This is a genomic window from Longimicrobiales bacterium (assembly GCA_029245345.1).
GTDB lineage: Bacteria > Gemmatimonadota > Gemmatimonadetes > Longimicrobiales > Gaopeijiaceae > CALFPJ01.
Genome location: JAQWPM010000017.1, coordinates 101,603 through 114,884 on the forward strand (window position 1 = coordinate 101,603; position 13,282 = coordinate 114,884).

Genomic DNA, 13,282 nt, shown 5'->3' on the forward strand with positions numbered 1-13,282 from the left:
CGTGCGCGCCCCCAGACTGGCGCACGTAGGAGCCGTCGCGACCGTGGTGTTGATTGCGGTTTCGGCGGATCCTCCGTTTGCGGCTGGTCAGGTGCCGGATGGGCTGGCGACTTGGGTCGACAGCAACGTCCCGGACGTCCACGCCCTCCTAGAGCGGGTCGTGAACATCAACTCGGGCACAAGCAATCATGCGGGTGTCCGAGAGGTCGGCGATATTTTCGTTGGGCGGCTCGCAGCGATGGGGTTCGATGCCAATTGGGTCGATGTGAAGCCAGATGTGGACCGTGCCGGTCATGTGTGGGCGACCCGTGCGGGAAGCTCCGGAGCGACTGGCCGAAAACTCTTCCTCATTGGTCACATCGATACGGTCTTTGAGGAAGGCGACGCGTTCGACCGGTTCACGCGTGAAGGCTCGATCGCGCGCGGCCCCGGGATCGTGGACGACAAGGGCGGATCCGTTCTGCTCTTGAGCGCGCTCGAGGCTTTACACGCCGTCGATGGGCTCGACGGTGCTCAAATCACCATACTCCTGACCGGTGACGAAGAAAGTGTCGGCCGGCCCATCGAAGCTGCGCGTAGCCACATGATCGAAGGGGCACGCGCGTCAGATGTCGTGCTCAGCTTCGAGCGTGGTTTTCTGCTCGACGGGGAGCCGTATGGGACCGTCGCGCGACGTGGCTCGAGCGGTTGGACTCTGACCGTCGAGGGCAAACAGGCTCACTCGGGCCGTATCTTCTCCGAGGCTGACGGGGTCGGAGCGATCAATGAGCTGTCCCGCATCATCTATCAGTTCTACGACGAGCTGGCTGGGGAAGAGTTCCTCACCTTCAACGTAGGATCAATGGTTGGCGGCACCGAGGTCGAGTACGATCCCGTGACCCAGAGTGGGACGACGTTCGGACGAACCAATGTGATCGCGAACCGGGCGATCGCTCGAGGTGACCTGCGGACCATCTCACAGGAACAGTTGGCTCGCATCCGTTCTGGTATGAGTGACATCGTCGGTAGGAGTCTCCCGCATACTTCGGCCACGATCGAGTTTCGAGACGGCTACCCTGCGATGAGTCCCCGCGACGCCAACTACGCTCTACTCGAGGAGTACAGCGCAGTGAGTCAGGAGCTGGGGCTCGGCTCGGTCGGGGCGCTCGATCCGGGCCTACGTGGGGCGGGGGATATCGCCTTTGCATCCGACTACATCGCAGCGGCGCTGGACGGACTCGGACCGCAGGGTGGAGATACTCACGGTCCCAACGAGTGGGTCGATCTCGACTCTTTTGCCCCACAGATCAAGCGCGCCGCTGCTCTTATCCATCGACTGACGCACACTAGAGGGAACGACTGATGTCCTGTCTTCAACGCCTACTTCCGTTCGCATTATTTGCCGGAGTCGCGCTCACGTCCTGTACGTCGGGCAGAGAAAACGACTATCGCGTCGCAGTCATCAAATTCCAGCAGGAGACGTGCACGTTCTGTCCCGGTGGCGACGCCCCGACCGAAGACTGGACGCGCCTTGGACCTCTCCTTCTGGCTGACAAGGTCCTGACGGACGGCGGCGGCTACATCGACGGGTTCGTAAGTCAGGCGGAGGACTATCCCGATATGGAACTGATCGGGCTTACCTCGCCGGACAATATTTTTGGTGGGTCGTCGCGTTCGTGGAGCACGAAGGAGTCCTTCGACACCTTCGTTGGCGGCATGCTCGAGGAGCTTAGGGCGTCACTACCTGTGGACGGGATCTACCTCGCGCTCCACGGGGCCCTAGCTGTGCGCGACGTTCCGCGTCCTGAAGCCGAGATCGCTCGGCGCTTCCGTGAGGTGGTTGGTCCGGACGTCCCGATCGCCGGCACCTTCGATCTGCACGGGAACGAGGACGAACAGTTCCTCGAATCGGCGGACTTCGCGTTTGTGACCAAGCGCTTCCCCCACTATGACGATGGTCTCCAGGGCGCGAGGGCCGCACGGGCGCTCCACCGTGCGATGTCCGGCACGTACACATCGACCACCGCGACCCGTAAACCCGGCATCATCACGCCGACCGTTCTGCAGTGGACCGGAGCGGCGCCAGCTAGCGAGATCATGGAGCGTGCACGTCGATGGGAAGTTCGCGAGGAGGACGTGTTCGTGAGCGTCTTCTTCGGATTCCCTTGGTCCGACGTCCCGGACGTCGGGGCGACTGTTCATGTCATGACGAACAACGACCAGTCGCTTGCGGACGAGATCGCCGACGACATGAACGAGTACATGTGGCGTGTCCGGGAGCCGTTTGCGAACGGTGGCTTCCCGCGGCCCGATGTGGCGGCACCGATGGTCGTCGAGGCCATCGCGAACGGTCAGATCCCCGTAGCGATCGGGGACTATTCAGACCGTCCGGGTGATGCTACGCACATCACACGCGCATTCGACGCGGCTGGCATCTCGAAGGTTTTGTATGGAGCCATCAGTTCGCCGGAGACCTTGGATGCGCTTCAGGCTGCGGGTGCCGCAGTTGGAGACGCCTTCGATCACGAGATCGGAGGCTACACGGTATCAGGGGGCGATCCGTACCGGATCCAGGGGACGATCGCTTACGTCGGGCCCTGGGCAGGCTACGAATACACTGCAGCCGTGTCCTACGGCGACGGCAACATCGTGTTCATTGCTCCGGCCTACACGCAGATCATGTATCCCGAACGCTTCGCGGTCGGGGACATCGACCCGGCCGACTACGACGTCTTTGTCGTGAAGTCTCGGGCGCACTTCCGCAGAGGATTTGACGAGACGGGATTCGCCAAGACGATCATCATCGTTGAAGCGACTGGCCCGTTCATCGGGACCACGTTCCTTGATGCTCTGCCGTATGAAAACGTCGACCTGTCAAACCTCTACCCATACGGCACTCCGGACGGCCGATGAGCGATGTCGCGGACGAGCCCGGCTCTAGTAGTGGCCCGCCGAGCGAATCGGCGGGCGGAGTGTTGAGTGTCGAAGAAATCCGGACCGCGTTCCCCGCCCTTGAACGAGAGCACAGCGGGCATCCCGTTGCGTACTTCGACGGCCCTGGGGGGACACAGGTGCCGCGGGTGGTGGCCGATGCGATCACCGAGTCGTTGTTGCATCACAATGCGAACCGTCGATGGGCGTACCCGGCGAGCGCTGAAGTAGATGCGACGGTGCATGGTGTCCGTGACGCCATGGCAGACTTCTTTGGGTGCTCCGCAGACGATGTGGTGTTCGGGGGGAACATGACAACGCTGACCTATCACTTGAGCCGCACCCTCGGTGCGGACTGGGGTGAGGGTGACGAAATCGTGGTCACGCGTTTGGATCACTTCGCGAACATCTCGCCCTGGCGCGCACTCGAGGCGGAGCGGGGCGTTACGATCGTCGAGGTGCCGTTCGACCCCACGTCCGGGAGACTGGATCAAGACGCGCTACACGCTGCGATCACCGAGAAGACGGTTCTCGTCGCGGTTGGTGAAGCGTCCAACATCTTGGGCACCGTGACTGATCTCGCACCGGTGGTTGCCCGTGCCCGTGAGACCGGGGCGCTCCTTTTTGTTGATGCGGTTCATTCGGCGCCCCATATCCTCCCTGACGTTCTGCGACTCGGCTGCGATTTTCTCGCATGCTCACCGTACAAGTTCTACGGGCCTCACGCTGGGGTGCTGTATGCGCCTGCGGAACTGCTCGACTCACTCAGCGTTCCTCGTCTCCCGTGCGCCCCTCAGGTTGCGCCCGAACGGTTCGAAACCGGGACCCAGAGTCATGAGGCGATGGCAGGGACTACCGCCGCGGTGGACTTCCTCTCCTCGCTCAGTGGTGCGGGGGGCTCTCGCCGAGAGCACCTACAGAGGACCTTCAGTGTTCTTCATGAACGGGGCGAAGCTCTCGTGTCGCGAATGTGGGATGGGCTCACAGCCATCGACGGAGTGACGACCTACGGACCTCCTCCGGGAACACCTCGTACGCCCACAGTAGCGTTCTCAGTGAGGGGCCGGGACCCGCGTCTCGTCGCTTCGCACCTGTCCTCCCATCACGGGATATTCGCCTCTCACGGCCACTTCTACGCCGCCTACGTCACCGAAGACCTGGGTGTGGACGGGGTCGTGCGTGCGGGCTGCGCCTGCTACACGACCGCAGATGAGGTGGACCGACTTATTCGAGGCGTGGCAGAGTTGTAGCGACGGCCCATGCCGCTGAAATACGGCGGACAATCACCACAGTAGAGGTGGGAAGTATCCGACGGCGGTGGGTCCGCTGCGTGATGATCCTAGGTCAGGAAGTGTGTCACCTGCTTCAGGACCCCCCGTGTCTATGTTGACCTAGTAAATCAGCGCTCGCCTTCATGGCTTGAAGCGGCTCATCTGGAGTGAATTTCGTGGGGGCCGTGCAAAAGCAAGTCGAGTTGGTGCCCGACTCGGTAGTGGTGACGCTCTTCCCAGGCAGCAACAAGAAGTGCCTCTCCAGGGATCTACTGCATGAGGAACCCGGGAAGGAGAATCACATGGAGCCCGATGGCCAGCTGCAGCGCTTCACGAGTATTTACCGCTCGCGTGAAGCGCGAGTCGAGTTGGCACGAATGGCGGGAGCGGCCGGGTAAGCGAGCCCGGGCGTAAGTGGTGCGGTGCCTCGACCTCGCCGTGCAGGCGGGGTAGATCTGAGGGCTCGGTCATGAGGCGGCGGGTCGGCAAGATGAGCCATCGGTGGGTGGCTGCACTGGCGGTTCGTCCACGCACTTTGTTACCATCACGCGTCTGCCCCCCATCAGGAGGAGCCTCTCAGGCAACGCGATTCACCGAGGGAATGAAGGCCCAAGTGCTCGAGCGATCCGGCCGGCGTTGCGAGTGCGTACGTAAGGATTGCCGTCACCACCGAGGTCGGTCGAGATCCCCCAAGGGACTGCGGGGCAGTGAATGGACGATGTACTACCGGACGGAATCCCCTGGTGCCAACCTCTGAAATCTTGAGGCTTGGTGCCTGACTTCTTTTGAAAACAACTACGGCTGAGACACACGTGAATAATCCCTCCCAGAACTTCGACAACCACGCGAAGTTCGTCCCCGCGTTTCACTTCATCGCGTTCCCGTTGCTCTTTTTCCCGACGCTGTTCTTCCTGTACAGAGCTGTTACCGCCTTCAGTCTCGACAACCTGATGATGGCTTCGTTCGCAGTCGCCGCGTTGATCGTGATGTTCCTGGCCCGCCTCTTCCCGCTCGGAGTGCAGGATCGCGTGATCAAGCTCGAGGAGACGCTGCGCATGCAGGAACTCTTCCCGGATGACCTGAAGGCCCGCATTGGTGAGCTCTCGACCGCCCAATTCGTTGGGCTTCGTTTTGCCTCGGATGGAGAGCTGGTGGACCTCACGCGCAAGGTGCTAGACGGGGGTTTCGATGACAGGAAGTCTGTGAAGCAGGCCGTGAAGAACTGGCGCGCCGACAACGTGCGCATCTAGCGGCCTCTGGGCTGGGTTAGCTCGTGCGTTACCCGGTGATGTTGCACGGCTTCACGGGTTCTTCTGCCTCGTGGGGTGATCGGATCGTCGATGGCCTCGCGGCATCGGGTAATGCTCCGGTTCTCGTCGACCTTCCCGGACATGGACGTCTGGGGGGCGATCGGGAGCCGGGGCGTTTCTTGTTGAAATCAGCGATGGACCTCGTGGAACGAGCCGGAATTTGGCCGAGTGACCTCTGCGGGTACTCCATGGGCGGCAGGATTGCGCTGCACTATGCGCTGAGTCGCCCGGAGAGGGTTCGTCGGCTTGTGCTGGAGTCGTCGAGTCCGGGACTCGAAACGGAAGCGGAGCGGAGTTCGCGAAGGACCTCGGATAATGACCTCGCTGCCCGGATCGAAGAGGGTGGCATCGAGGCTTTTGTGGACGGATGGGAGAGGCTGCCGCTCTTCGAGTCTCAGGCCGGCTCGGATCCGCTGGCGCTGAGCCGCCAGCGTGAAATCAGGCTCGCGAATGATCCGGTGGGACTCGCTCAATCACTGAGGCATTCGGGAACCGGCGTTCTTCCGTCCTTGTGGGAGCGGTTGCCTGAGATCACTGTGCCGACGTTGATTGTGGTCGGTATATTAGATACGAAGTTCGTCGAAATCGGGGCCCGAATGTGCGCCCTGGTTCCCCACGCGCGCTTGGTAGTGGTGCCTGATGCCGGGCACTGTGTGCACTTTGAACGACCCCATGCATGGCTCGACGCGGTGGCAACATTTCTGTCGGAAAATTAATCATGAGAGGTTCGATGTTCAGTCGCTCACCGCAGTCTCTTCTGCCGCTCTTGGCGCTTCTCTTGTTCGCCGCATGCGAGGCTATCCCGGCTCCCGACACCGCTCGGTCCATCGCACCGGGCGACTGGCCACACTACGCCCGAGATCTGGCCGCTTCGAAGTACTCGCCGCTCGAGCAGATTCACTCAGGGAATGTGGACGACCTCGAGATCGTGTGGAACTGGGAGTCGGCCGACTACGACCTGCCCGCCCGTTTCCCGGGCACGAGCGTGAACAACAACTATCAGACGACGCCAATCAAGATTGGCGAGCGACTCTACACCTCAACGAACATGGGGCAGGCTGCGGCACTGGATCCGGCGACAGGGCAGGAGGTTTGGCTCTACGATCCCTACGCGGCGGGCCTTCGCGCCACGCCAGGCGGCCGCGCCAACCGTGGGGTCGCATACTGGGCCGACGGAGAGGACGAGAGAGTTTTCTTGGGGTCAGGCCAGTACCTCGTCGCACTCGACGCGAGTACCGGTGAGCCAATTCCGGGGTTCGGGTCTGACGGAGCCGTCGATTTGGCGGATGACCCCGATCCACGCGTGCTCACATATTCGTGGACGTCCGCGCCACTGGTCGTGCGAGATCTCGTCATCATGGGTACCACCGCGATGGTGCCCAGCAGGAGTTCGATGGTCGCCCCGCCTGGGTATGTGCGTGCGTATGACGCACGCACTGGTGAGCTTCGGTGGCGGTTCAGCCCGATTCCTCAGCCAGGCGACCCCGCGGTCGAGACGTGGGCCGATTCCTCATGGGCGTACTCCGGGAACGGGAACGTCTGGACGCTCATGAGTGCCGATGAAGATCTCGGTCTGGTTTACCTGCCGCTCAAGACGACGACCAACGATTGGTACGGCGGGCATCGACTGGGCGACAACCTCTATGGCGAGAGCTTGGCTGCGGTCGACATCGAGACCGGTGAGCTGCGTTGGCACTTTCAGATGGTTCACCACGGCCTCTGGGACTACGATCCGCCCGCGGCACCAAACCTCATCGATCTCACGATCGATGGTGAGCGCATACCCGCCGTGGCCCAGGTTACGAAACAGGCGTTCGTCTTCGCCTTCGACCGGAGAACGGGTGAGCCGTTGTGGCCGATTGAAGAGCGGGCGGTTCCTGCCTCTCCAGTGCCCGGAGAGGTCGCAGCAGCCACGCAGCCTTTTCCGACTCGGCCGGCCCCGTTCGACCTTCAGGGTCTGACAGTAGACGACCTGATCGACTTCACGCCTGAATTGCGCGCCGAAGCGGAGGAGATTCTACGCGATTTCGTTTACGGGCCGATGTTCACGACGCCCACAGTTCGGGACGACCGACCGGGTGGGACGTTGGGGACGATCCTGATGCCCGGTTGGGTTGGTGGGGCGAACTGGGGCGGGGCCGCGGTCGACTCTGAGACGGGGATGCTGTTCGTGCCTTCCGTGACGTCTCCGAACGTGACCGCGCTCGTCGAGCCGAACCCGGACAGTGCTGACTTTCGTTACATCCGGGGCCTCCCAAGAGAAGTTCCTATGCCTCAAGGGCTTCCGCTGCTCAAGCCGCCGTATGGGCGGATCACGGCGATCGACATGAATACAGGCGACCATGATTGGATGGTCGCGAATGGCCCAGGACCGTTGGATCACCCTGCCTTGGAGGGGCTTGATCTTCCATGGCTCGGGCAACGCGGACGACCCGCTCCCTTGCTGACGAAGTCTCTGCTCTTCTTGGGCGAGGGGTCAGAGGGAGCCTTGTCTATTTTGCCGATCGCCGGCGGAAAGGCGTTCCGGGCGTGGGACAAGGAGAGCGGTGAGGTAGTCTGGGAGATCGAATTGGACGCAGGTACTTCCGGAGCTCCAATGACGTATCTCGCGGACGGGCGTCAATACATCGTGGTCGCGATTGGAGATACGGAGACGCCTGGACGTTTGGTGGCGCTTGCGTTGAGGCAGTGATGTATTGCGGGCCGTTCGCCCGCCGTCACCGACTCAGAACAGCGTGACCTGGCGCGCGAATTTAATAATGAGGCCTCGGCTGATCGGTTCACCCCAGTTGCTCAGACGAGCAGCCCTTTGCGCTCCGTTGTACACCACGTAGAGCCCTGTTCCAGCCGTGCTGAGCCAGGCGAATCGTAGGTTCGCTGACCAGACAGCTGCCTGGTCGCTGTATTGAACGAGAGACTGCAGGAAGACGTTGGGAGTAAAGAAGTACCCCAGCCGCAGGCCTAGGAGAGTGGCGTCGAAGTCGCCTTCCGGAAGGCTCACGGTGTTGTGATCCAGGAGGAGCGACGTCGTGAACGTCTCACCCTGCCGCACCGTGAAGGTCACGTTGCCACCGTGTCGCACGCCCGTGAAAAAATTACCGAAGTCCGCACGCCCTAAGAGCGAGAACTTCTTGCTGGGATCGGTACCGTAGTCCCAGGAGTTCAAGAGCGTCGTGTACTCCCCGGCAGGAATCACCACCCCGGGGGAGATCTCGAAGGGCTCTTTGAGTCCCTCGGTGATCAGGTTGAGTTCCGGCCCGAAACGGCCACCACCCTCAAACTTTATCTCGGTATCGAGGTGCAGAAATCCGGACTCATGGAATCCGTTGAAGTCCCAGAAGCTGCGCCACGTGAGATGGGGGTTCGACTCGCGCCACCACGAGATGTTCGGGAAACGCACAACCCGCTCGACGAAGATCTCTATGTGGCGGTACCCCACTCGGTTTACGAAGCCGACCTCGGGGTTAAAGTCCTCGCCTACCTGCATGACTCGCAGGCGGCCTCTCCAGGTACGGCTCTCATATGTCGTGAGGAGGTGGTAGGCCTCTTCGCGCCCCGTCTCCAGGCCCGTCGTGGGTGAGGTTTCCGTCTTTGCAGCCCACGCGTCGAGCGTCCATGCCTCACCCAGTCCCATGCGGCCGTCTACGCCGTAGGTCCGGTTGAAGTCGGTCCCGTCGTGCGTACCCCGCCGCTGCACGAAGATTGCCCCAACCCGCGAACGGTTCGGGAGTTCACTCGACACACGCGCCACGGTGAATGCGTTCTCTGCTACATCGCCCACGACTTCGTCGGTGAATATCTGCATTAGGCCGACGTTCATGCCGGCGGCTTTGCCACTCACCCGGGCACCACCCCGGATTGGCACTGAGTTGCCGTTGGGACTGATCCCGATGCGGCGGCTGAAGAACAGGTCGGCGGCCTGGGGCGTTCCAGCCGAAAACAGCCCTGCGTTCTCTAGGAAGAACGGGCGTTTCTCAGGGAAGAAGAGCGGGAAGCGTGTGAGGTTCGTGCGCTGCTCGTCGACCTCGACTTGAGCGAAGTCGGTGTTGAGCGTCGCGTCCAGCGTAAGACTGCTGAACGTCATCTTCGCGTCGAGGCCGCCCTCTATAGAGTACTCGTTCTCAGAGCCGTCCAGCGAATAGTCCCGGTCGATTCCGCCTAGAACGTAGGGGGTCACCGTACCGGACCGCTGGAGAGGGACCTCGAGGCCGACCAAGTCGCCTGCCTGTGAAAGCCGCATGAAGTTGTACTGTCGCGGAACGGGCGCCCAAAGCGCTTCTTCGTTCTTGCGACGGATCTTCCGGACGAGGTTCATGCCCCAAGTCTGCTGGCTCGCACTTCCGTAACGTAGGGTAGAGAAGGGGATGCGCATTTCGGCGTACCAGCCGTCGCCGTCCCTCGAGGTCGCTACTTCCCAACTCGCGTCCCAGTTCACGTTCAGCCCGCCCATCGCGCCCGCTTGTTGGCGGGTTTGGCCACGTTGGAAGACTCCGCCTCCCTGGCCCTCTTTCACGACCTGAGCATCGTATTCAATGCCGGCCGGCGTGGTGGAGAAGATCAGCCCGTTTTGCCGATCTCGATACGTATCGAGAATGATGCCGAAGTAGTCACCACGCTCGAGGTCTGCGTCGCGGATGCGTTCACCGAGAGAGATTCCACTCGCGTCGTCGTCGAACAGCCAGGCTCCGACATAGAGAGCTTCGGCGTCCATGAGAATCCGAACCTCCGTACGTTCTGAAACCGGCTGTCCCTCTGTCGGTTCACGCTGTACGAAGTCCACGATGGGATTGGCTGCGTTCCACGCGTCATCGTCGAGTGACCCATCAATCACAATGGAGGACGGAGCGCGTTCTGCAGCGGCGACGGGTCGCGCGTCTTGGGCGGAGAGAACCGGCGTGAACGTTGCCGCCAACGCGAAGGCGAGCACAGGAACGAGTCGTCGCGGGGTCAATCGTGGTCCTAGGAATGCGTTGTATGGTGGTCGATGTGCTGATCGTATCAGCCGAATCGAACCTGACAAGAGCGATTTGGAGGCGTGCGTCGCCAAGGACTCGCGCCACGCCGGCCCCCGGGAGGAATCGCTGAACGAGTGCTACGATAGGGGTCCCGAAGCGGTGCCGAGAACAGAGTAGACATCGAGTGGCTCAACATCTGAACGCCTGAGTCTGTCCACTGGAGTAGATCACCTCCAGAATGGGGGCCTGTTCTGTCGCTTCACTGACCCCCGTTGAGACGTAACAACATGAGCGCAAAAACGCTTGCCGCGGCGGCATTGCTTTTGGCCCTCGCCGCCCCCGGCCTACAAGCCCAGCTGACTCAGCCGTTGGGCGACATGATGGACGACTTCCAATGGCGTAATATCGGGCCTACCAATATGGGTGGGCGTGTGACCGACATCGAAGCCATCCCCAGCCCATCGAAGACGTTCTTCGTCGCCGGTGCGGGCAGCGGCATTTGGAAGACCACGAACAACGGCACGACGTTCAAGCAGGTGTGGAGCGACGAGCGCGTCATCTCGATGGGCGACCTGGCCATTGCACCGTCCAACACCGACATCGTGTGGGCCGGGACGGGTGAACCGAACTCGCGCAATTCGATCTCAGCCGGAGGCGGGATCTTCAAGTCGACGGACGGGGGCGAGTCCTGGGAGCCCATGGGCTTGGTGGAGACGCAGGTCATTGCTCGCATTGTGATCCACCCCACGAATCCTGACATCGTGTACGTCGCGGCGCTCGGCCATATCTGGGACTCGAACCCGGAGCGTGGCCTTTACCGCACTCAGGACGGCGGTGAGAACTGGGAACTCGTGAAGTTCATCAGCGACAAGGCGGGTTTCGTCGACGTTGTGATGCACCCACACCATCCAGAGCAACTTTTCGCCTCCAGTTGGGAGCGCGAGCGTGGTCCGTACTACCTCCAGAGCGGAGGCCCGGGCTCAGGGCTGTGGAAGACGATGGACGGGGGGGACAGCTGGACTGAAGTGGTTGGTGACGGCTTCCCGACGTCCGAAAAGGGCCGTATTGGACTCGCCATGAGCCAGTCGAACCCTCACACCATGTATGCCTTGGTCGAGGCTCGGGGTGAAGGCGAAACCGAAGGCATCGCCGGGAACGGCCTCTACCGGTCTACAGATACCGGCGCGAATTGGGAGAAGATGAACGACGTGAACACGCGCCCGTTCTACTACTCCCAGGTTCGTGTCGATCCGCAGGACGAGAACCGAGTGTACTTCTCCTCCACCCCCGTCCAGTTCTCGGACGATGGCGGAGAGACGTACGGGACCACGACGAACCAGATCCACGTGGATCACCACGCCATGTGGATCGATCCGAACGATCCTGACCGCATCATCGTCGGGAACGACGGCGGCGTGGCCATCAGTTACGACAAGGGCGGCAACTGGTCTTACCTGAACCACATGACCATGGGGCAGTTCTACGACATCAGCGTCAACATGGATGTGCCGTACAACGTGTGTGGAGGGCTGCAGGACAACGGCACTTGGTGCGGCCCGAGTCGCCTGCCGAGCGGGCAACTCTCGGCGTACCACTGGGCGACCATCAGCGGCGGTGACGGATTCGTCACCGCGCAGGACCCCGAGGACCCGAGCATCGTTTGGTCCGAGTCCCAGGGCGGCAACATGGGTCGCTCGAATGTCGCCACCGGTGAGCGCGAGACGGTCCAGAAGCCGGACTGGCGTTCGGTTTGGCTGCCCAAGCAGGACTCGATCATCATGCTCATGGACGGCGGCATGGGCGAGAACGACGCGGCCCTTCGGGATCTTCGTGCTCGCGCGACAGCCGATTCCGCTGCGTATGCCGTGGAACGTTGGAACTGGAATACGCCATTCCTTCAGTCCACTCATGACCGCAGCTGGTTCTATGCCGCAGGCAACAAGGTCGTGAAGAGCACCGATTGGGGATCGACGCTGGTCCCGATCTCTCCGGATCTGTCGTACGCGGACGAGGAGAAGATCAAGATCTCCACCGAGACCACGGGTGGGATCACGCCCGATGCGACCGGCGCCGAGACGTATGCGACGATCACGGCGCTCGACGAGTCGCCGTTGGCCTCCGGGAAGCTCTACGCGGGTACGGATGATGGCCGGGTGTGGATGACCGAAAACGACGGCGACGACTGGTCCGAACTGACGGACAAGTTCGGCGGCGTGCCGGAGGGTACCTATGTCACCCGTGTGAAGGCATCGAACCACGACTCGAACCGAGTCTACGTGACGTTCGACGGTCACCGCACGAACGACTTCACGCCCTACGTCTATGTATCGGACGACAACGGTAACTCCTTCCAGTCTATCGTGTCCGACCTGCCATCCGGTTCCGTGGACTTCCTCCACGTGGTCGAAGAAGACCCGGTCAACCAGAATCTGCTCTTCGTGGGTTCTGATGTGGGCGCGTATGTGTCGACCAACCGAGGGGGGTCATGGGAGCGGTTCATGAACGGGCTCCCGGCGGTACCGGTGCACGACCTCGAAGTGCATCCGCGGGACAAAGAACTCGTAGCCGGCACACACGGTCGTTCGATCTGGATCGTGGACATCGCACCGCTCCAGGGGCTCACCAACGCCATCGTGGCAGACGGCGGCCTGTTCGCCCCGCGCCCGGGCTTCCAGTTCGGTCTCCCTGCACGGGGTGGTGAGTCGACGGGTCAGCAGTACTGGCAGAGGCCCACCCCAGGCGGTGACGCGGAGATCAGCTACTACCTGACCGAAGAGCAGGTCGCGGCAGTACGTGCGGCCGGTGGCGCTGGCGCGGAGGCCGGTGGCGGGCAGGC

General features: G+C 61.9%; 9 protein-coding genes. 8 read left to right on the forward strand and 1 reads right to left on the reverse strand.

The genetic code is table 11. The features are described 5' to 3' along the window. Position 1: 1 nt before the first annotated feature. From P8L30_09740 to P8L30_09770, 7 genes are all read left to right on the forward strand, one after another. Complete coding sequence (locus P8L30_09740; protein MDG2240474.1) at positions 2-1,342, forward strand: M20/M25/M40 family metallo-hydrolase; 1,341 nt, start codon at positions 2-4, stop codon at positions 1,340-1,342. Beyond that, complete coding sequence (locus tag P8L30_09745) at positions 1,342-2,892, forward strand: M81 family metallopeptidase (GenBank protein MDG2240475.1); 1,551 nt, start codon at positions 1,342-1,344, stop codon at positions 2,890-2,892. Before P8L30_09740 ends, P8L30_09745 begins: the two co-directional genes overlap by 1 nt. Next, positions 2,889-4,160, forward strand: a complete 1,272-nt coding sequence (locus P8L30_09750) for a cysteine desulfurase-like protein (protein MDG2240476.1) — start codon at positions 2,889-2,891, stop codon at positions 4,158-4,160. Before P8L30_09745 ends, P8L30_09750 begins: the two co-directional genes overlap by 4 nt. 197 nt (positions 4,161-4,357) lie before the next feature. Then, the gene (locus P8L30_09755) at positions 4,358-4,579 is read left to right on the forward strand and encodes a hypothetical protein (protein ID MDG2240477.1); all 222 of its coding nucleotides are present in this window, start codon (positions 4,358-4,360) and stop codon (positions 4,577-4,579) included. 414 nt (positions 4,580-4,993) lie between these two features. Further along, positions 4,994-5,431 (forward strand): DUF6526 family protein, encoded by a 438-nt coding sequence (locus P8L30_09760; GenBank protein ID MDG2240478.1) that lies wholly within the window; start codon positions 4,994-4,996, stop codon positions 5,429-5,431. A gap of 23 nt (positions 5,432-5,454) precedes the next feature. Further along, positions 5,455-6,207 carry a 2-succinyl-6-hydroxy-2,4-cyclohexadiene-1-carboxylate synthase gene (gene menH, locus P8L30_09765; GenBank protein MDG2240479.1) on the forward strand — a complete coding sequence of 251 codons (753 nt, stop codon included), beginning with the start codon at positions 5,455-5,457 and terminating at the stop codon, positions 6,205-6,207. Between the two features lie 14 nt (positions 6,208-6,221). Further along, the gene (locus P8L30_09770; protein ID MDG2240480.1) at positions 6,222-8,183 is read left to right on the forward strand and encodes a pyrroloquinoline quinone-dependent dehydrogenase; all 1,962 of its coding nucleotides are present in this window, start codon (positions 6,222-6,224) and stop codon (positions 8,181-8,183) included. Positions 8,184-8,216: 33 nt separating this feature from the next. Here P8L30_09770 and P8L30_09775 read toward each other — a convergent pair whose 3' ends face one another. Continuing rightward, entirely contained in the window at positions 8,217-10,442 is a 2,226-nt protein-coding gene (locus P8L30_09775; GenBank protein ID MDG2240481.1) for a DUF5916 domain-containing protein, read from the reverse strand. 291 nt (positions 10,443-10,733) lie between these two features. Between P8L30_09775 and P8L30_09780 the strand changes: the two genes are divergently transcribed. Continuing rightward, the coding region (locus P8L30_09780; GenBank protein MDG2240482.1) for a hypothetical protein at positions 10,734-13,282 on the forward strand (2,549 nt) is incomplete at its 3' end.

Coding starts and splice junctions, on each gene's coding strand:
- P8L30_09770 (MDG2240480.1), top strand. CDS start 6,222: ATGTTCAGTCGCTCACCGCAGTCTCTTCTGCCGCTCTTGGCGCTTCTC.
- P8L30_09750 (MDG2240476.1), top strand. CDS start 2,889: ATGAGCGATGTCGCGGACGAGCCCGGCTCTAGTAGTGGCCCGCCGAGC.
- P8L30_09745 (MDG2240475.1), top strand. CDS start 1,342: ATGTCCTGTCTTCAACGCCTACTTCCGTTCGCATTATTTGCCGGAGTC.